22 protein-coding genes are annotated in these 19,551 nt (G+C 63.5%); 18 read left to right on the top strand and 4 right to left on the bottom strand.

Annotation, left to right across the window (positions count from 1 at the left end):
• The first annotated feature begins 88 nt into the window (after positions 1–88).
• The 3 genes from QCE73_RS32835 (at position 89) to QCE73_RS32825 (ending at position 2,512) form a co-directional block, all read left to right on the top strand.
• Positions 89–517 (top strand): MarR family winged helix-turn-helix transcriptional regulator, encoded by a 429-nt coding sequence (locus tag QCE73_RS32835; RefSeq protein WP_035506939.1) that lies wholly within the window; start codon positions 89–91, stop codon positions 515–517.
• 80 nt (positions 518–597) lie between these two features.
• The gene (locus QCE73_RS32830; RefSeq protein ID WP_309885149.1) at positions 598–1,305 is read left to right on the top strand and encodes an SDR family oxidoreductase; all 708 of its coding nucleotides are present in this window, start codon (positions 598–600) and stop codon (positions 1,303–1,305) included.
• Positions 1,306–1,318: 13 nt separating this feature from the next.
• Positions 1,319–2,512 carry a thiolase family protein gene (locus QCE73_RS32825; protein WP_309885148.1) on the top strand — a complete coding sequence of 398 codons (1,194 nt, stop codon included), beginning with the start codon at positions 1,319–1,321 and terminating at the stop codon, positions 2,510–2,512.
• 6 nt (positions 2,513–2,518) lie between these two features.
• On the opposite strand, the gene QCE73_RS32820 is transcribed toward QCE73_RS32825, so the two are convergent.
• Positions 2,519–2,935, bottom strand: a complete 417-nt coding sequence (locus tag QCE73_RS32820; RefSeq protein WP_238295562.1) for a YciI family protein — start codon at positions 2,933–2,935, stop codon at positions 2,519–2,521.
• 205 nt (positions 2,936–3,140) lie between these two features.
• Here QCE73_RS32820 and QCE73_RS32815 point away from each other — a divergent pair, with 205 nt between their 5' ends.
• From QCE73_RS32815 to QCE73_RS32790, 6 genes are read left to right on the top strand one after another with little or no spacing between them, the layout of a single operon-like run.
• On the top strand, positions 3,141–4,160 hold the full coding sequence (locus tag QCE73_RS32815) for a LacI family DNA-binding transcriptional regulator (protein ID WP_035506932.1): 1,020 nt from the start codon (positions 3,141–3,143) through the stop codon (positions 4,158–4,160).
• A 2-nt stretch (positions 4,161–4,162) separates the two neighbouring features.
• The gene (locus QCE73_RS32810) at positions 4,163–5,650 is read left to right on the top strand and encodes a sugar ABC transporter ATP-binding protein (RefSeq protein ID WP_309885147.1); all 1,488 of its coding nucleotides are present in this window, start codon (positions 4,163–4,165) and stop codon (positions 5,648–5,650) included.
• Positions 5,631–6,647: an ABC transporter permease gene (locus QCE73_RS32805; protein ID WP_309885146.1), complete on the top strand. Its 1,017-nt coding sequence runs from the start codon at positions 5,631–5,633 to the stop codon at positions 6,645–6,647. Before QCE73_RS32810 ends, QCE73_RS32805 begins: the two co-directional genes overlap by 20 nt.
• 25 nt (positions 6,648–6,672) lie before the next feature.
• Entirely contained in the window at positions 6,673–7,638 is a 966-nt protein-coding gene (locus QCE73_RS32800; protein ID WP_238295564.1) for a substrate-binding domain-containing protein, read from the top strand.
• 46 nt (positions 7,639–7,684) lie between these two features.
• A complete protein-coding gene (locus QCE73_RS32795; protein ID WP_309885144.1) occupies positions 7,685–8,758 on the top strand; it encodes a sugar phosphate isomerase/epimerase family protein in 1,074 nt (357 codons plus the stop codon).
• Positions 8,755–9,876, top strand: coding sequence for a Gfo/Idh/MocA family oxidoreductase (locus QCE73_RS32790; RefSeq protein WP_309885143.1), 1,122 nt, complete (start codon positions 8,755–8,757; stop codon positions 9,874–9,876). The genes QCE73_RS32795 and QCE73_RS32790 overlap by 4 nt, the downstream gene beginning before the upstream one ends.
• Positions 9,877–9,886: 10 nt before the next feature.
• Here QCE73_RS32790 and QCE73_RS32785 read toward each other — a convergent pair whose 3' ends face one another.
• From QCE73_RS32785 to gndA, 3 genes are all read right to left on the bottom strand, one after another.
• The gene (locus tag QCE73_RS32785) at positions 9,887–10,246 is read right to left on the bottom strand and encodes a DUF1493 family protein (RefSeq protein WP_309885142.1); all 360 of its coding nucleotides are present in this window, start codon (positions 10,244–10,246) and stop codon (positions 9,887–9,889) included.
• On the bottom strand, positions 10,247–10,678 hold the full coding sequence (locus QCE73_RS32780) for an STM2901 family protein (protein WP_309885141.1): 432 nt from the start codon (positions 10,676–10,678) through the stop codon (positions 10,247–10,249). It abuts the gene before it with no gap.
• A gap of 160 nt (positions 10,679–10,838) precedes the next feature.
• Entirely contained in the window at positions 10,839–12,245 is a 1,407-nt protein-coding gene (gene gndA / locus QCE73_RS32775; protein ID WP_035506916.1) for an NADP-dependent phosphogluconate dehydrogenase, read from the bottom strand.
• 281 nt (positions 12,246–12,526) lie between these two features.
• Between gndA and QCE73_RS32770 the strand changes: the two genes are divergently transcribed.
• The 9 genes from QCE73_RS32770 to QCE73_RS32730 all read left to right on the top strand — a co-directional run bounded on the left by QCE73_RS32770 (position 12,527) and on the right by QCE73_RS32730 (position 19,249).
• Positions 12,527–12,868 carry a hypothetical protein gene (locus QCE73_RS32770; protein WP_309885140.1) on the top strand — a complete coding sequence of 114 codons (342 nt, stop codon included), beginning with the start codon at positions 12,527–12,529 and terminating at the stop codon, positions 12,866–12,868.
• Positions 12,869–12,899: 31 nt separating this feature from the next.
• A complete protein-coding gene (gene panE / locus QCE73_RS32765) occupies positions 12,900–13,835 on the top strand; it encodes a 2-dehydropantoate 2-reductase (protein ID WP_309885139.1) in 936 nt (311 codons plus the stop codon).
• A gap of 363 nt (positions 13,836–14,198) precedes the next feature.
• Complete coding sequence (locus tag QCE73_RS32760; RefSeq protein WP_309885138.1) at positions 14,199–14,567, top strand: hypothetical protein; 369 nt, start codon at positions 14,199–14,201, stop codon at positions 14,565–14,567.
• A 72-nt stretch (positions 14,568–14,639) separates the two neighbouring features.
• Positions 14,640–15,200 (top strand): hypothetical protein, encoded by a 561-nt coding sequence (locus QCE73_RS32755; RefSeq protein WP_309885137.1) that lies wholly within the window; start codon positions 14,640–14,642, stop codon positions 15,198–15,200.
• 86 nt (positions 15,201–15,286) lie between these two features.
• Positions 15,287–15,625, top strand: a complete 339-nt coding sequence (locus QCE73_RS32750) for a thioredoxin family protein (RefSeq protein ID WP_309885136.1) — start codon at positions 15,287–15,289, stop codon at positions 15,623–15,625.
• A gap of 86 nt (positions 15,626–15,711) precedes the next feature.
• The gene (locus QCE73_RS32745) at positions 15,712–16,416 is read left to right on the top strand and encodes a FadR/GntR family transcriptional regulator (RefSeq protein ID WP_309885135.1); all 705 of its coding nucleotides are present in this window, start codon (positions 15,712–15,714) and stop codon (positions 16,414–16,416) included.
• Between the two features lie 21 nt (positions 16,417–16,437).
• Positions 16,438–17,331, top strand: a complete 894-nt coding sequence (gene ltnD / locus QCE73_RS32740) for an L-threonate dehydrogenase (RefSeq protein ID WP_309885134.1) — start codon at positions 16,438–16,440, stop codon at positions 17,329–17,331.
• Entirely contained in the window at positions 17,331–18,608 is a 1,278-nt protein-coding gene (otnK, locus tag QCE73_RS32735; protein WP_309885133.1) for a 3-oxo-tetronate kinase, read from the top strand. Before ltnD ends, otnK begins: the two co-directional genes overlap by 1 nt.
• Complete coding sequence (locus QCE73_RS32730; RefSeq protein WP_309885132.1) at positions 18,608–19,249, top strand: aldolase; 642 nt, start codon at positions 18,608–18,610, stop codon at positions 19,247–19,249. The genes otnK and QCE73_RS32730 overlap by 1 nt, the downstream gene beginning before the upstream one ends.
• The last annotated feature ends 302 nt before the right edge of the window (positions 19,250–19,551 follow it).

Here is a 19,551-nt window from a genome sequence, read left to right as displayed (position 1 = left end):
ATTCCCGACGATGTCGAAGCCGCGTCTATCGCGACGATTGAGAATCCCTCGCTTGACAAAGTGCATATGCACTCATATTCTGCGGGACATGACTTCCAACTCTTCTCCTCTCGACTGCAACTGTTTCGCGATCCGTCAGGCGGCGCGTTATGTGTCGCAGATGTACGAGCGGCATCTGACCGCGGTCGGCATCACGGCGGCGCAGTTCACGATTCTCGCGGCGATCGGGCGCAAGCCCGGCGTGCAGATGGCCGAGCTCGCCGACTCGATGGTGATGGACCGTACCACGCTCGTGCGCGCGCTCAAGCCTTTGCAGCGTGACGGGCTGGTCGAAGCGGCGCAGGAATCGGCCAGCTCGCGCGCGGTCGGCTTGCGGCTGACGGCAACCGGCCGCGACACGCTCGTGAAGGCGTCGGCGCAATGGCGCGCCGCGCAGGCGGAATTCGAAGCGAAGTTCGGCGAGAAGCGCGCAAAGGCGCTGCGCCAATCGCTGTTCGAACTGACGACGATGGAGTGAGTGGCATAGCGCAGGCTCGCCGTGCGCGGGCCTTTTTCGTATCGATATCAGTGCATATGCACAGTTTGATGGAGCACACCATGCAGATCAAAGGAAAAGTCGTTCTCGTCACCGGCGCCAATCGCGGCCTCGGCAAGCAATTCGCGAAGTCGCTGCTCGAAGCGGGCGCGGCGAAGGTCTATGCCGCCGCTCGCGATCCGAAGAGCGTCGATATTCCCGGCGTCGAAGCGATCCGCCTCGATGTGACCAACGCCGCCGATATCGCGGAAGCCGCCGCGACCTATACCCACGTGCAGGTGATCGTCAACAACGCGGGCGTGACGACGCGCGGCCTGCTCGTCGATCCGGCGTCGACGCAAGGCATCCGCGACCTTCTGGAGATCAACACGTTCGGCCCGATCGCGCTCACGCAGGCGTTCGCGCCCGCGCTGAAGAAGAACGGCGGCGGCGCGGTCGTCAACATTCTTTCGGTGCTGAGCTGGGTCTCGTTGCCGGCGGGCGGCGCGTATCACATTTCGAAGGCGGCGGCGTGGGCTGCCACGAACGCATTGCGCGAGGAACTGCGCGAGCAGGGCACGCTCGTCGTGGCGGCGCACCCGGGCTATATCGATACCGACATGACCGCGCAGGTCACCGCGCCGAAGTCCACGCCGGAGCATGTGGTGAACGAAGTGCTCGCCGCGCTGGAAAAGAACCAGGAAGAAGTGCTCGTCGATGAAACCGGCCGCCAGGTCAAGCAATCGCTCTCGACCGACAAGCCCATCTATCTCACCGGCATTCCCCGTTAAGCGAGGCAAGGACATGTTCGTGCAAGACATCGTTTTGTGTCATCCGGTGCGCACGGCGATCGGCGGGTTCAACGGCGCGCTGAAGGACACGCCCGCCGTCGATCTCGGCGCGGCGGCCATCGCCGAAACGCTGCGGCGCGCAGGCAAGGCGCTCGATCCTGCGTCGATCGATTCGGTCGTGTTCGGCAATGTGATCCAGGCCGGCAACCGCATGAATCCGGCGCGGCAGGCGTCGGTTGGCGGCGGCGTGCCGGTTTCGGTGCCCGCGCTTGCCGTGAATCGCGTGTGCGGCTCAGGCGCGCAGGCCATCGCGACAGCCGCGACCGAAATCGCGGCGGGCGTCGCCAAGCTCGCGATCGCGGGCGGCATGGAGAACATGGATCGCGCGCCGTATCTGCTCGACGGCGGGCGGCGCGGCTATCGCATGGGCAATGCGCAGATATACGACAGCATGCTGCGCGACGGTCTCGTCGATGCCTTTTCGGGCGAGCATTCGGGCTGGCACACCGAAGATCTCGTGTCGAAGCTGGATATCACGCGTGAAGCGCAGGATCGCTGGGCCGAGCGTTCGCAGCAGTCCTTCGCGGCCGCGCAGCGGGACGGCCTCTTCGATGCGGAAATCGTCGGCGTCGATGTGAAGGCGGGCCGCGAAACGGTCGCGTTCGCGCGCGATGAGCAGCCGCGCCCGGACACGACGCTCGCGACGCTTGCGAAGCTGCGCCCGGCGTTTCGTCCCGACGGCACGATCACGGCGGGCAATGCGCCGGGGCTGAACAGCGGCGCATCCGCGATGATCGTGACGAGCCGCAAGGAAGCCGAGGCGCGCGGCATTGAACCGTTCGTGCGGCTCGCGGCGTTCGGCGTGGCGGCGGTCGAACCAGGCATGTTCGGGCTCGGGCCGGTGCCCGCCGTGCAACTGGCGTTGCAGCGCGCAGGCTGGAAGCTCGGCGATGTGGAGCGCTTCGAGATCAACGAAGCCTTCGCAGCGGTGCCGATCGCGGTGGCGAGGACGCTCGGCGTGCCGGAAGACATCGTCAACGTGGAGGGCGGCGCGATCGCGCACGGGCATCCGATCGGCGCGACCGGCGCGGTGCTCACGACGCGTCTCGCCCATGCGATGCGCCGCGACGGCGTGAAGCGCGCGATCGTCACACTGTGCATCGGCGGCGGGCAGGGCATCGCGCTCGCGCTGCAGACGATCGCGTAACGTGCGTCAGGGCTTCGCCGCCTTCTGCATCTCATCGAATCCCGCCGCGGCCTGCTGCACGTCCGGCGGGAAGTCGTCCATCTCCATCACCTGGCGCACTTCGATCATCTCCGTGTCCGATCCCGGACAACGCTTCGCCCATTCGATCGCTTCTTCGCGCGACTTCACCTGAAGCATCCAGTAGCCGCCGAGGACTTCCTTCGCTTCGGCGAACGGTCCGTCGGTGACGCGCGGCTTGCCGCCTTCGAACGTGACGCGCGCGCCCATCGACGGCGGATGCAGTCCGTCGAGCGCGAGCAGCACGCCGGCCTTCTGCAATTCCTCGTTGTACTTCATCATGGCGGCGACGGCGTCCGCGCTCGGCATCGTGCCAGGTTGCGCGCTTTCGTAGCCGCGCGGGATCATCAGCATCATGAATCGCATGTGGATCGCTCCTTCAAAAGAGTGTATTGGTGTCGGGCGTCATCGGCCCGCTCGCACATTACGACGAGCAACATCGCACGGGATCGACACATGCGTGTGAATTTCTGTCTTAAGCGTTTGTCCCTAGTCGATTGCTGTTGCCATCGCGCTCGTCCGATCAAATAATGTAATCCATTACATCTCGATCGCCGCGAGCGACGCCGCAATGTCAGATACGGTTCGTCCACGTGAGGAAGTATCGATTGCCGACGTCGCCGAGCGCGCGGGCGTGTCGGTCGCCACGGTATCGCGCGTGCTCAACGGGCACACGAACGTTCGCGAGGCGACGCGCGAAAAGGTCCGCGAGGCGGTCGCGGCGAGCGGCTATCGCATCAACGAGCTCGCGCGCAATCTGCGCACGGCGGAAAGCCGCCTGCTGCTCACAATGGTCCCTGACTTCGGCAATCCGTTCTACGCGGCGATCGTGCGCGGCATCGACAGCGTCGCGCGCCAGAACGGCTACTTCATGCTGTTGTGCGACACCGGCGCGGACCCGCTGCGCGAGCGAAGCTATTTCGATCTCCTGCGCGGCCGCCGCGCCGATGGCGCCATCTGCCTCGATCCCGCCGCGGTGCAAAAGGCGCTCGCCGAAGAAGCGTCGGCGCTGCCGTGGGTCGCGTGCTGCGAGTTCGATCCTGCCGCGGGCGTGCCGTATGTCGGCATCGACAACCATCTCGCCGCGGGCGATGTCGTGCGCTATCTGACGGCCAAGGGTCATCGGCGCATCGCGCTCATCAACTCGGGACAAGGCTATCTGTACGGACGTCAGCGGCTCGCGGGCTATCGCGATGCGCTGATCGACGCGGGCATCGAGCCGCGTGCGGAGTGGCTGATCGAACTCGATAGTCTCGACTACGACGCCGGCGAACGCGCGGCCGCGCAACTCGCCGCACTCGGCGATGCGAGACCGACCGCCGCTTTCGCCGTCTCCGACACGCTCGCCATCGGCGTGATGAACGGCTTTCGCGGCGCGGGCCTGGCGGTGCCGGACGATGTCGCGGTCGTCGGCTTCGACGATATCGCCGTCGCCGCGCATGTCGATCCGCCTTTGACCACCGTGTCGCAGCCGATGCAACTGCTCGGCGAAACCGCCGCCGATCTCCTGCTCCAGCGCCTGCGCGATCCGCGCGCCGTGGTGCCGGGCGTGCTGCTGCCGCATCGGCTGATTCGCCGAAGGAGCGCGTGACGATGAGCCTCGCCGTGCGCTTTCAGGGCATCGAAAAGCAGTTCGGGCCGGTGCGCGTGCTGCACGGCGTCACCTTCGATATCGCGCCGGGCCGCATCTACGGATTGCTCGGCGAGAACGGCGCGGGCAAGTCCACGTTGATGAAGATTCTCGCGGGCTACGAGCGCGCGAACGCGGGCGAGCTTTATATCGATGAGCGCCAGCGCGACTTCGCGAGCTCACGCGATGCCGAACATGCGGGCATCGTGCTGATTCACCAGGAACTGAACCTCGCGGACCATTTGAGCATCACGCAGAACATGTTCCTTGGGCACGAGCTGAAGAAAGGCTTCTTTCTCGACGAACCCGCGATGCGCGAAGCCGCTCGTGCACGACTGAGCGACGTCGGCCTGCACAAGAATCCGGATACGAAGGTGCGCGACCTGATCGTCGCGGAGAAGCAACTGGTCGAGATCGCGAAGGCGATGCTGCGCGACGCGCGGCTGCTCATCATGGACGAGCCGACCGCGACGCTGACGCCATCGGAAACACAGCGTCTGTTCGGCCTGATGGCGCGTCTGAAAGAGGCGGGCACGACCATCGTCTATATCTCGCACAAGCTCGACGAAGTGGAGCGCGTGACCGACGAAGTGATCGTGATGCGCGATGGCCGCTTCGTCGCGCGCGCGCCGACCGATGAACTCACGCGTCAGCAGATGGCGAACCTGATGGTCGGCCGCGAAGTCTCCGACATGTTTCCCGACAAGCCTTCGCTGGCCGCGGATGCGCCGGTCGCATTCGAGGTCGAAGGCGCGTCGGTGCCGGGCTGGGCGGAGGGCATCGGCTTCTCCGTGAAGAAGGGCGAAGTGTTCGGCTTCGCGGGGCTCGTCGGCGCGGGACGCACGGAATTGTTCGAGGCGCTCGTCGGCTTGCGGCCATTGAGCGCGGGACGCGTCGTGATCGACGGAAAAACCGTCAGCCTGAAAAATCCGCGCGAAGCGATGCGACAGGGCCTCACGTACCTGAGCGAGGACAGAAAAGGACGCGGACTGCACGTCGACATGGCGCTGAAAGACAACCTGACGATGATGACGCTGGAGCGCTATGCGCATCCGTTCATCGACATGCACGCCGAACGCGATGCATTGAAAAAAGCGGTGAACGATTTCGGCATTCGCACGGGCAACACGTCGATTCGCGCGCGCATGCTGTCGGGCGGCAATCAGCAGAAGCTCGCGCTCGCGAAGTTCCTGAATCCCGATCCGCGCGTGATCGTGCTCGACGAACCGACACGCGGCGTCGATGTCGGCGCGAAACGCGACATCTATTTTCTGATTCACCGGCTAGCCGCCGAGGGCCGCGCGGTGATCGTGATTTCATCCGAGCTGATCGAACTGATCGGCTTGTGTCATCGCGTCGCGGTGATGCGCGCGGGCGAGCTCGTCGCGACGCTCGGCATGGATCTTTTGACCGAAGAGAGGTTGATCGCGCATGCGACCGGCACACACTGAAGACATCGGAAGCGAGAGCCGCCTTTCCGCCGCCGCACGCTTTCTGTTCGGCGTCGGGCCGCTGATCGGGCTGATCGCGTTGTGCATCGGCGGCACGCTGCTCAATGGCGACTTCGCCACCCTCGACAACGCGATGAACGTGCTCACGCGCACGTCGTTCATCGGCATCATCGCGGTGGGCATGACCTTCGTGATCATCTCGGGCGGCATCGATCTGTCGGTCGGCTCGATGGCCGCGCTGATCGCGGGCAGCATGATCTACATGATGAACGCGCTCATGCAGGGCTTTCATGGACACGCGGTGCCGCCGCTTCTGATCATCGCGCTGGGCGTCGTGCTCGCGCTCGTGCTCGGCGCGCTGTTCGGCTTCGCGCACGGCGTGCTCGTGACGAAGGGGCGCATCGAGCCGTTCATCGTCACGCTGGGCACGCTCGGCATCTTTCGCGCGCTGCTCACGTGGCTCGCGGACGGCGGCGCGCTCACGCTCGACAACGCGCTCGTCGATCTGTACGGGCCGGTCTATTACGCGAGCCTCTTCGGCGTGCCGGTGCCGATCTGGATTTTTCTCATCGTCGCGGCGGGCGGCGCGCTCGTGCTCAATCGCACGGTGTACGGACGTCATGTGCAGGCGATCGGTTCGAGCGAGCAGGTCGCGCGTTATGCGGCCATTCGCGTGGATCGCGTGAAGATCGTCACGTATGTGCTGCTGGGCTTGTGCGTGGCCGTCGCGACGATTCTGTACGTGCCGCGCCTGGGCTCTGCCACGCCGACGACGGGCCTCCTGTGGGAACTCGAAGCGATCGCGTCCGTCGTGGTCGGCGGCACCGCGCTAAAAGGCGGCGAAGGGCGCGTGATCGGCACGGTCATCGGCGCGATCCTGCTTTCGGTCATCAACAACATCCTGAACCTGACGAGCATCATCAGCGTGTATCTGAATGCGGCGGTGCAGGGCGCCGTGATCATCCTCGTAGCAGTTTTGCAGCGCGGTCGTCGTTAATGCCTACAAATCCGGAGACATCGTCATGAATAAAATGCTTCGCGCGCTCGGCGCGCTCACGCTCGCGGCAAGCGCGTTCGCCGCTGCATCGTCGTCCGCTCATGCCGACGAAAAGGTCGTGCTCGGCGTCGCCATTCCGACCGCGGATCACGGCTTCACGGGCGGCATCGTGTGGTGGGCCAACGAGGCAAAGAAGGAACTGGAGAAGGCGCATCCGGACCTGAAGGTGATCGTGAAGACGGCCGGCACCGCGCCCGAGCAGGCGAACCAGTTGCAGGATCTCGTGACGGTCAACAAGATCAACGCGCTCGTGATCTTCCCGCAGGAATCGGCGTCGCTCACGCAGCCTGTCGCGCAGGTGAAGAAGAAGGGCGTGTACGTGACGGTGGTCGATCGCGGTCTCACCGATACCAGCGCGCAGGATGCCTATGTCGCCGGCGACAACACCGCGTTCGGCAAGATTCCCGCCGAGTATCTCGCGAAGACGATGAACGGCAAGGGCGATATCGTCGCGCTGCGCGGCATTCCCACGACCCTCGACAACGAGCGCTGGACCGCGTTCGAAGGCGTGATCAAGCAGCATCCGGACATGAAGATCCTCGATGCGAAGTACGCGAACTGGAACCGCGACGACGCCTTCAAAGTGATGCAGGACTATCTCACGCGCTTCAAGCACATCGACGCCGTCTGGGCCGCCGACGACGACATGATGGTCGGCGTGCTGAAGGCGATCGATCAGGCGAAGCGCACGGACATCAAGATCGTCTTCGGCGGCGCGGGATCGAAGGAAGCCGTGAAGCGCATCATGGATGGCGACAAGCGCGTGCAGGCCGACGTGTCGTACTCGCCGAAGTTCATCTACGACGCGATCAAGCTCACCGCCGAGGCGCGCCTGAAGGGCGACAAGCTGCCGCCGACGACGATCATCCCGTCGGTGCTCATCACGAAGGACAACGCCAAGCAGTTCTACTTCCCGAACTCGCCGTTCTGATGCGCGAAGGCCGTTCACCCGGCCTTCTTTCTCTTGGAGGCGAACGATGAAGACCATCAAGGGGCCGGCGATATTTCTCGCGCAGTTCATGGGCGATCGGCCGCCGTTCGATACGTTGCAGAACCTCGCGTCGTGGGCGGGCTCGCTCGGTTACGAGGGCGTACAGGTGCCCGCCGATCCGCGCCTGATCGATCTGGAACAAGCCGCATCGAGCGATGCCTATTGCGACGACATCCGCCGCACGGTGGACGATGCGGGCGTCGCGATCACCGAATTGTCCACGCATCTGCAAGGGCAGTTGATCGCGGTGCATCCCGCCTACGACACATTGTTCGATGGCTTCGCCGCGCCGCACGTGCGCGGCAATCCCGCGGCGCGCACGCAATGGGCGATATCGCAACTGAAGCTCGCGGCGGCCGCGTCGAAGCGTCTGGGCCTGAGCGCGCACGTGACGTTTTCGGGCGCGCTCGCGTGGCCGTATGTTTATCCGTGGCCGCAGCGTCCGGCGGGTCTGGTGGAAGCCGCATTCGACGAGCTCGCGAAACGCTGGCGTCCTATTCTCGACGAGTTCGATCGCGCGGGCATCGACGTGTGCTACGAACTGCATCCCGGCGAGGATCTCCACGATGGCGTCACGTTCGAGCGCTTTCTCGCGGCGGTGGACGATCATCCGCGGGCGAATATCCTGTTCGATCCGAGTCACTTCGTGCTGCAGCAACTCGATTACCTCGCGTTCATCGATATCTATCATCCGCGCATCAAGGCGTTTCACGTGAAGGACGCGGAGTTCCGGCCGAACGGGAAGCAGGGCGTGTACGGCGGCTATTCGGGATGGACAGATCGCGCGGGACGTTTTCGTTCCCTGGGCGATGGCCAGATCGACTTCAAGGCGATTTTCTCGAAGATGGCGCAATACGATTTTCCCGGCTGGGCCGTGCTCGAATGGGAGTGCGCGTTGAAGCATCCGGAAGACGGCGCGCGCGAAGGCGCGGTGTTCATCCGCGATCGAATCATTCGCGTGGCCGAGCGTGCGTTCGATGACTTCGCCGGCAGCGGCGCAAGCCGCGAGCAGATGCGCGACGTGCTCGGCATCGGCGACAAAGCGGGAGAGACGCGATGAACCGCGTGCGATTGGGGATGGTCGGCGGCGGCGAGGGCGCGTTCATCGGCGCGGTGCATCGCATGGCCGCGCGGCTCGATGATCGCTACGAACTGGTGGCGGGCGCGCTGTCGTCGGATGCGCGGCGTGCGGCTGCGAGCGCGGCGGCGATCGGGCTTACGCGCAGCTACGACGATTATCGCGAGATGGCGCGCATCGAGGCCGGGCGCTCGGACGGCATCGAGGCGGTGGCGATCGTCACGCCGAATCATCTGCATGCGCCGATCGCGACCGCGTTTCTCGAAGCCGGCATTCACGTGATCTGCGACAAGCCGCTCGCCGTGTCGCTCGATGAAGGCGAGGCGCTGGCGAAACTCGCGCGCGAGAAGGATCGCGTGTTCGCGGTGACTTATACGTACACGGGCTATCCGCTCGTGCGTCACGCGCGCGGGATGGTGCGGCGTGGGTTGCTCGGCGATATCCGCGTCGTGCAGGTCGAGTACGCGCAGGACTGGCTGTCGCTGCCCGTCGAGACGCAGGCGAACCGGCAGGCGGTGTGGCGCACCGATCCGGCGCTGGCCGGTCCGGCGGGCTGTCTCGGCGATATCGGCACGCACGCGTATCAGCTCGCGGAGTACGTGACGGGCATGAGGCCGGCGGAGTTGTCGGCGGACGTGACGACGTTCGTGCCGAATCGCCGTGTCGACGATCACGTGCAGGCGATGTTCCGCTATGCCGGCGGCGCGCGCGGGATGCTGTGGGCGAGCCAGGTCGCGGCGGGCGAGGAGAACGCGCTGCGCCTGCGTGTGTACGGCACGAAGGCGGGCATCGCATTCGATCAAGAGACGCCGAACGAGTTGTGGTTCACACCGATAGGCGGGGCGTCGGAACGGATCACGCGCGGCCGCGTGCAAAGCTCCGAAGCGCTGCACGCGACGCGCGTACCGGCCGGGCATCCGGAAGGTTATCTGGAAGCGTTCGCGCAGGTTTATACGGATGCGGCGGCGTGCATCGCGAGCGGAACTACGCAAGGGGATGACTGGCTCACGACTGTCGAGGACGGGGTCGCAGGATTGAGGTTCGTGGATGCGGTGTTGAGGAGCAGCGAGAGAAACGCCGAGTGGGTGACGCTTGCTTGATTCGGATGCTTTAGTCGATCACCCATTTTCCTCGAATCATCGCTTCCTCCAGCATGCCGAGTGTGAGCTGCCATCCGCCGAGCGTTTCTCGAGCCTCGAGGCTGAACGGTGACTTGAGTACTGTCCAGAAAAAGGCCGGCTTGCTCAACTGAATGAACGGGTAATAGTGGCCAAGCTCGAATTCGCTCATGTCGACGCCGAATATCGTTCCCCACTCATTGAGCAACGCTGAAATCTCCGGTGGATTCAAGTCGAGGTCGTGATACAGATCGGTCTCGGGTGCGAGGCTGTTTTGTCCCAGGAACGGCTTGCCCAGCTTCACTTCGATGAAGTCGACGAGCCGCTTCCACGCTTCCTGTCGAGCAGTCATTTATAGTCGATCCTCGGGTTTCACGATGCCGTTATAAGACTGAACTGATCGAAACAGAATGGTCGATACATCGGTGGCGAGAAGCACCCAGCCGACACCCGGAATCGCCCTTCCAACGAAGGCTCCCAGATTGCGAGTGAACTTGACGCGCAACGTAAAAAGACTTGAAAAGGACGTCACTGTCGGCAAGATTCTGTATTTGATGTCGAAGGGCAGCATCGTTCTGGAGACGATCGACGCAACTGACGTACCCTTGACCGCCAAATTGAATTTGCCACGTGTCGGAAGGAACGGCTGACCCAGCAGGATCATCGCGATGCTCGACAGATCGTCTATGCCGGTCTCTCTGTAGGTCTCGTCAATGGTGATAAGAAAGAATAGCTCGGCGGGTTCTAAATCCGTATGCACGCCGTATTGGTAACGGTTGCCCATGTTCGTCCGTAAATCATTCAAAAGTCGGACGATAATAGTTTGGTATACCTAAGCAATCAACGCTTGCGGTTTAGCAGTAAATCCACGTGCGATACGGCAAAAAAAACGCGACTCCCGCAAGAGCCGCGTTTCTCACCTCAGAGTCGGAATCGTTCCGGAATCACGCCCAGTTCGCGTGAAAACTCCCCGCCTTGTCCACGCGTTCGAACGTATGCGCGCCGAAGAAGTCCCGCTGCGCCTGCACGAGATTCGCGGGCAGCCGCTCCGAGCGATACGCATCGAAATAGGCAATCGCCGACGAGAACGCGGGCACCGGAATCCCCGCCTTCACCGCCGCGACGACCACATCGCGCAATGCGTCCTGATACTTCGCGGCGATATCGCTGAAATACGGATCGAGCAGCAGATTCGCGAGCTGCGCGTTCTTGTCATACGCATCCGTGATCTTCTGCAGGAAGCGCGCGCGGATGATGCAGCCCGCGCGGAAGATCTTGGCGATCTCGCCGTAATGCAGGTCCCACTTGTATTCTTCCGATGCCGCGCGCAACTGCGCGAACCCCTGCGCATACGACACGATCTTGCTGAGATACAACGCGCGCCGCACCGACTCGACGAACGCCGCGCGATCGCCGTCGAACTTGGGCGCGGGGCCGCTCAAGACCTTGCTCGCCGCCACGCGCTGATCCTTCAGCGACGACAGCACGCGCGCGAACACGGCTTCGGTAATCAGAGGCAGCGGCGCGCCGAGATCGAGCGCATTCTGGCTCGTCCACTTGCCCGTGCCTTTTTGCGCGGCGCGGTCGAGAATCACATCGACGAGATCCTTGCCGGTTTCATCGTCCTTCTTCGCGAAGATCTTCGACGTGATCTCGATTAGATAGCTGTCCAGCTCGCCCTGATTCCACTCGACATACACCTTGCCGAGTTCTTCGTTCGACAAACCGGCGACGCGCTTCAGCACGTCATAGCTCTCGGCGATCAGCTGCATGTCGCCGTACTCGATGCCGTTGTGCACCATCTTCACGAAATGGCCCGCGCCGTCCGGACCCATGTAGGCGACGCACGGCTCGCCATCCGGCGCCTTCGCCGCGATCTCTGTGAGGATCGGCGCGACGAGTTCGTAGGCTTCCTTCTGTCCGCCCGGCATGATCGACGGGCCTTTCAGCGCGCCTTCCTCGCCGCCCGACACGCCCGTGCCGATGAAATGCAGGCCCGACTTCGCGAGATCCTGATTGCGGCGGATGGTGTCGGTGAAATGCGTGTTGCCGCCGTCGATGAGAATGTCGCCCTTCTCCAGCAGCGGACGCAGCGAAGCGATGGTCTCGTCGGTGCCTGCGCCTGCCTTCACCATCATCAGAATGCGGCGCGGCTTTTCGAGCGACTCGACGAACTCTTCGAGCGTATAGGTCGGTACGAGCTTCTTGTCGGGATGTTCGGCAATCAGTTCGTCGGTTTTGGCGCGGCTGCGGTTGTAGACCGAAACGGCGTGACCGCGGCTCTCGATGTTCAAGGCCAGATTGCGGCCCATGACGGCGAGGCCCACCACGCCGATAGCTTGTTTGCTCATGCTTGATCTCCGGATGACCGAAGCGGACGCGGCTCGTGGCGCGGCTTCGGGATGAAAACGTGTCGATGGGAGCGGCGCTCGCGTGAGAGGTCGTCTCGGGTTCGATCGGCGGCTCGACGGGCCGTGCGGCGATCCAATCGTCTTGCGCGAGCGCAGACCGCCCCGAATTTACCACTTCGAGCCGCATCCGGCAGGGCGCGCGCCGGACGATCGAGCGCGTGGCGCCTCGCCGTCTTAGAATGAACGCCCGCAACGAGCACGCCGCGAAGGCCACTTGAAACATGCCGCCCTCCCGGCGCGCGCGCAGCCATCATTACTCCGTCTACGTGATCGAACTCGCCGGCACCGTCTGGAACGAAGCGCGCTTTCGCCGCGCGAATCCGGACTACGTGATCGGCATGCCGTTCGTCTACGTGGGCATGACGGGCATCGATCCCGACGTGCGCTTCGACAAGCACAAGGCGGGCATCCAGTCGAACCGCTACGTGCGCGATTTCGGGCTGCGGCTCTTGCCGCATCTGTACGAGATGTACAACCCGATGCCCTACGACGGCGCGCGCGAGATGGAAGTGGAACTGGCGATCGGCTTGCGCGAAGCGGGCTATGGCGTGTGGCAGGCGTGAAGCGGTGCATCTGACCAACAAGGAGCAAGACATGCGGATTCTGGTAGTGGGCGCGGGGGCCATCGGCGGATATTTCGGCGCGCGGTTGCTCGAAGCGGGCAGGGACGTGACCTTCCTCGTGCGCGAGCGGCGCGCCGAGCGGCTGCGGCAATGCGGCCTGAAAGTGAAGAGCCCGGAGGGCGATCTCGCGTTCGCCTGTCCGCCGATGGTGCTCGCGAAGGACATCGACCAGCCATACGATCTCGTGCTGCTGAGCTGCAAGGCCTACGACCTGCAAGGCGCGATCGATTCCTTCGCGCCCGCGGTCGGCCCCGGCACCGCGATCCTGCCGCTTCTGAACGGCATGGGCCATCTCGACGCGCTCGATGCGCGCTTCGATCCGGCGAACGTCCTGGGCGGCCAATGCGTGATCGCCGCGACGCTCGACGCCGAAGGCGAAATCCTGCATCTGAACAACATGCATTCGATGACCATCGGCGAACGCGGCGGCGGCCGTTCCGCGCGCATCGACGCGATCGCCGCGCAACTCGGCGGCGCGGGCTTCGATCTGAACGTGAGCGAGGACATCCTGCAATCGATGTGGGACAAGTGGGTGTTCCTCGCGACGCTCGCGACCGCCACGTGCCTGATGCGCGCGCCCATCGGCGATATTCTCGCGGCGCCGGGCGGCGAAGCGCTGCTCGTCCAGCTCTTCGACGAATGCGCGGGCATCGCCGCCGACAACGCGCACGCGCCGGGCGAGCCGGTCGTCGCGCGCGCCCGTGCGTTCTTCTCCGAGCGCGGCTCGCTGATGACCGCGTCGATGCTGCGCGATCTGGAGAACGGCGCGCCGATCGAGGCGGATCACATCGTCGGGGACTTGCTGGCGCGGCGGCGCACGGCGGTCGGCGGCGTGTCGGCGCTGGCGGTGGCCTATGCGCATCTGAAGGCCTACGAGGCACGCCGGACGCGCATGGCGCGCGCCTGAGCACCCCCTCCTCGTCATTCGAGCGCCGCCGGAAAGGCGGCGCTTTTTTGTGTCCTGGACAGCTCAAAAAATGACAATTTGGATTATTGACTGCCCAAATATTGACGTAGATTGAAGCTGACAGTCGAGGCGATCGGCGTCGATAAATCAGTCCGATTCGATTATCATTATTAAAAACCGGGTGTTTCGATCGCGCATCGTTTCAGCAATGTGCGCGGTGACGCTTTGCGTTTTAATTTGTGTTTCAAGGCTTACATAATAATGGTGATATATGTCGATCGGTAAAACAATGGGAAGAATCTTTCGAGAAAACGAAGAACTGGATAACCGGGATTTTAATTCGATTTCAAGGAGCGGCGCTGCATGTCAGGAAACCTTCAAATGAAAAGCAAAAGCTCGCCGGTGATTCCCTCGCTCATCTGCCCGGGGATGCCATTGAATGGCGCGCAGATCGGCGTGATCGTCCGTATCATCGATTCCGATGCCTCGGCCTATGTCAATTACCTCGTGCAAACGCGTGACGGCACGCAATACTGCGCCCAGATGGACGTCCGGCGGCGGCGCAACCGAGATGCGCTGATGCGCCTCGCGCTTGAATCGGGACGTTTCGTGATGCTGGTCGGCGGAATAAACAGTTATGTGAGAACAGCGGTCGTCGGTGCTTTCGGCCATGCGCTTGTCGAGGGCGGCGGCGATTCTCAGCCGAACGAAGCGCGCACGGATCGACCGTAATTATGTCGATGCCGCGTCGTGCGATAATCCCGGCGCGCGCGAATCAATATTCATAAATGAGAAAGGTTACACGTGCGACAGTTTGATAGCTCAGTCGATCTCAGCATCGTTCAAGGCGGCATTCCGCTAACGGGTGTCAGAGGCGGATTTCTCACCCGCATTATCGATTCAAATGATCTCGATAAAGTCAGCTTCGTCCTCAAAACAGGCGAGGGCGTCTTGTATTGTGGGCAGTTGAATATCGTCACTCACGAGAACAGAAACAAACTCCTGATGATGGCGCTGGATTACGGACTGCCTGTCGCGCTCTCCGGCGACGATTCCGGAACCATCACCGGACTCGCCGTTGCGCCGAGCGATTCGGCGATACCGTCCCTGAGTTGCTCGTTTCTGAAATTGCAGGACAGCCGCACGGGCATGGTGACGAGAATCGTCGACAAGGATCAGATCTCGGCGATCACCTATGTGCTCCAGACGAGCGATGGCTCGCGGTACTGCGCGCAGATGTGGCCCAACCGGGACAACTACGACAACCGGAACAGCCTTTTCATGATGGCGCTGCGCATGAACATACCGGTGACGATCACGGGCGGCGCCAATCAGGAGGTGACCGGGATCGCGATCGGATCGTAATATCCCTGCTCTGCGTCCGCTCGCTTTGGCACGCGGGCAAGCTTTCTGCTAATTTCATCGGCACGAAAGCGAGCAAGGACGACCTTATGAGCATGAATACCGAATACGCGAAGACCGCGCCGGGGCGCGCCGAAATCGATGCGCTGAGCGGCCCGATGGTCGTCGAATTCGGCACCGACTGGTGCGGCTTTTGTCGCGCCGCGCAGCCGCTGATCGCGCAGGCGTTCCAGGGTCACGGCGCGGTGAAGCACATGAAGATCGAAGACGGCAGCGGCCGCCCGCTCGGCCGCTCGTTTCGCGTGAAGCTCTGGCCGACGCTCGTCTTCATGCTCGGCGGCAAGGAAGTCGCGCGCCTCGTGCGCCCCGGCGACGTCTCCGAAATCCGCGACGCGCTCGCGCTCATCGACGAGCCGCTCGCGCGATAGCACCGCACCGAGGGTTACTCCCCGGTCGACGTCTTTCTCGAAACTTGTATGATGACCCGATGACCTTACGAGCCTCATCGAGTCGAATGTTCGAGAAGATTCCGCCGCGCGCGCTGTCCGACACGGTTGCGCAGCAATTGCAGAAGTTGATCGAGAAGGGCAGTTTCGCCGCGACCGGCAAGCTGCCGACCGAAGCCGTGCTCGCGCAGGAATTCGGCGTGAGCCGCACGGTGATCCGCGAAGCCATTTCGCGGCTGAAGAACGAAGGCATGGTCGAGCCGCGTCAGGGCAGCGGCGTGTTCATCGTGGAGCGGGCGGGCATCAGGCCGCTGCGCATCGATTACGCGCAGGCGATCGAGCCGGGCGCGGTCGTGCAGATTCTCGCGCTGCGCCGGGCGATCGAAGCCGAAGTCGCGTCCGAAGCCGCGCAGCGTCGCAGCGACGAACAACTCGCCGTCATCGAAGGCACGCTCGCGCGCATCGACGAAGCGGTGCGTGCGGGCAGGAATGGCGTCGAGGAAGACGTCGCGTTCCACCGCGAGATCGCGAACGCGACGGGCAACCCGTACTTCCTGAAAACCCTCACCTTTCTGAACCAGTATCTCGAAGCCGGCACGATCGTCACGCGCGGCAACGAGGCGCTGCGCGAGGATTTCATGCGGCAGGTGCGCGAAGAGCACGCGGCGATCGTCGAGGCGATCCGCCTGCGCGATCCCGCCGCCGCGCGCAACGCCGCGCAGACCCATCTCATCAACGCCGCGCGCCGTCTGGCGGAAGCCGGCATCTGCTAATTCATCGGGACGAGAAACGCTATGACGAGAAACGTGGGAGTCATCGGTCTGGGGGCAATGGGCATGGGCGTCGCGCGCTCGCTGTTGCGCGCGGGCTTCGCCGTTCACGCGTGCGATGTGAGAAAGCCCGTGCTCGATGCGTTCGCGGCCGAAGGCGGCATCGAGTGCGCATCGCCGGCGGAGTTGGGCGGCAAGTGCGACGTCGTGCTGACGGTCGTCGTCAACGCGGCGCAGACCGAAGCCGTGCTGTTCGGCGAGAACGGCGCGGTCGACGCGATGAAGCCTGGCAGCGTCGTGCTCGCGTGCGCGACGGTATCGCCGCAATTCGCCGCGGACCTCGGCAAACGCATCGGCGAAAAAGGCGTGCTGCTGCTCGACGCGCCCTTGTCCGGCGGCGCGGGCAAGGCCAATTCCGGCGAAATGACGATGATGACTTCCGGCCCCGCCGACGCCTACGCCGCGTGCGAGGACGTGCTCGACGCGATCGCGGGCAAGGTCTATCGCCTGGGCGACGCGCACGGCGCGGGCTCGAAGGTGAAGATCATCAATCAGCTTCTCGCGGGCGTGCATATCGCCGCGGCCGCCGAAGCGATGGCGCTCGGCCTGCGCGAGGGCGTCGATCCCGATGCGCTCTACGACGTCATCACGCACAGCGCCGGCAACTCGTGGATGTTCGAGAACCGCGTACCGCACATTCTGTCGGGCGATTACACGCCGCTGTCCGCCGTCGATATTTTCGTGAAGGATCTCGGCCTCGTGCTCGATACCGCGCGCACGTCGAAATTCCCGCTGCCGCTTTCGGCGGCGGCGCACCAGATGTTCATGATGGCGTCCACGGCGGGCCACGGCGGCGAGGACGATTCCGCGGTCATCAAGATCTTTCCGGGCATCGACATTCCGAAGGGAGCGAAGTAATGACGCAAGCGGCGCAGGCACTGCTCGGCTGTATCGCCGACGATTTCACCGGCGCGACCGATCTCGCCAACATGCTCGTGCGCGGCGGCATGCGCACGGTGCAGACCATCGGCATTCCCGAAGCGGGCGTGCGGATCGACGCGGACGCGATCGTCGTCGCGCTGAAGTCGCGCACGATTCCCGCCGACGACGCCGTGCGCCAGTCGCTCGATGCGCTCGAATGGCTGCGCGCGCAGGGTTGCCGCCAGTTCTTCTTCAAGTATTGCTCGACCTTCGATTCGACCGACCTCGGCAACATCGGCCCGGTCGCGGATGCGTTGCTCGATGCGCTGAAGGACGATTTCACGATCGCCTGCCCCGCGTTCCCGGAGAACGGCCGCACGATCTTTCGCGGCAATCTGTTTGTCGGCGATGTGCTGCTGAACGAGTCGGGCATGGAGAATCATCCGCTTACGCCGATGACCGATCCGAACCTCGTGCGCGTGTTGCAGCGTCAGACGAAATCGAAAGTCGGGCTGATTCGCTACGACACGATCGCGAAGGGCGCGGACGCGATCCGCGCGCGCATCGACGAGTTGAAGCAGGACGGCGTGCGCCTCGCGATCGCGGATGCCGTGTCCGACGCCGATCTCCACACGCTGGGCGCTGCATGCCGCGATCTCGCGCTGATTACGGGCGGCTCGGGCATCGCGCTCGGGCTTCCGGAGAACTTCCGCGCGGCGAATCTGCTTGCACACGCGGAACATGCCGCCGATCTGCCGAAGATCGAGGGCAAGTCGGTGGTGCTGGCGGGCAGCGCATCGAAGGCGACGAACGCGCAGGTTGCGCGCTGGCGCGAATCGAAGCCGGGATTCCGAGTCGATCCGCTGGCGCTTTCGCGTGGCGAGCCGGTGGTGCAGAACGCCGTCGAATTCGCGCGCAAACACGACGAGCCGGTGCTGATTTACGCGACTTCATCGCCCGATGAAGTGAAGGCGGTGCAGAAGGAACTGGGCGTCGAGAAAGCGGGACAACTGGTGGAAGATGCGCTCGCGTCGATCGCGCGTCAGTTGCGGGACGATGGCGTGCGCAAGTTTGTCGTCGCGGGTGGCGAGACGTCGGGTGCGGTGGTGCAGGCGCTCGACGTGCGTTCGTTGCGCATCGGTCCGCAGATCGATCCGGGCGTGCCGGCGACGCAGTCCATCGGCGCGAATGCTGATGAGTCGCTCGCTCTCGCGCTCAAGTCCGGCAATTTCGGCGCGACCGATTTCTTCGAGAAGGCGTTGAAGGCACTGTGATGGCGACGACCGAAAACTCGATTCGCGAAGAGATTTGCATCACGGGCAGGAGCCTGTACGAGCGTCGTTACACGGTGGGCAGCGCGGGCAACATCAGCGCGCGGCTCGATGACGGCTGGCTGATTACGCCGACGGATGCGTGCCTTGGCCGCCTCGATCCGAACGACATCGCGAAGGTGGATCTCGAGGGCAATCACGTGTCGGGCGGACGGCCATCGAAGACGCTGGCGCTGCATCGCCGTATCTACGAGAGCAATGCCGAAGCGCGTGGCGTGGTGCATACGCATTCGACGCATCTGGTCGCGCTGACGCTCGCGGGCGTCTGGAAAAACGACGATGTTTTGCCGCCGATCACGCCGTACTACGTGATGAAGGTTGGACATGTTCCGTTGATTGCGTATCGCCGACCGGGCGATGCGGCGGTGGCGGAGGAAGTGGCGGCGCTGGCGTCGAGCGTGCGCGCGGTGCTGCTGGAGCGACTCGGACCGGTGGTATGGGAGAAATCGGTGTCGCACGCGAGCTACGCGCTGGAGGAGCTGGAGGAAACGGCGCGGCTATACCTATCGACAATGCCGCGCCCCGAGCCGTTGCAGGAAGCGGCGATAGAAGATTTGAGAAACACGTTCGGCGCCCGCTGGTAAAGGCAAGAGCACCAAAAAGAAAACCCGACGGCAGCGCGAAGCGCGGTGCCGGATGAATGACTGCGAACCAGCGCGATAAAAGTCATAGCGCGTCAGACCGTGCGCGAGCCAAGCCCGGTAAGACTTGAGAGGGCGACACTTAGGCGAGTACCAAGGTCGGCTGGCAAGCATGGCAAACGTGCGTGTGACCGCGGGCGTGAGAGAGCTGTTTCTTTGGTTACTTTCTTTGCAGCAGTGTATGGACCGGAGACATGGGTAACACCTGTTCCAGGACATGGGTGACACTTCGGACGAATGGTTCG

This window comes from Caballeronia sp. LZ029 (genome assembly GCF_031451275.1).
Classification (GTDB): domain Bacteria; phylum Pseudomonadota; class Gammaproteobacteria; order Burkholderiales; family Burkholderiaceae; genus Caballeronia; species Caballeronia jiangsuensis.
The sequence above is the reverse complement of the archived record's forward strand: the minus strand, read 5'-3'. Positions and strand labels throughout refer to the sequence as shown.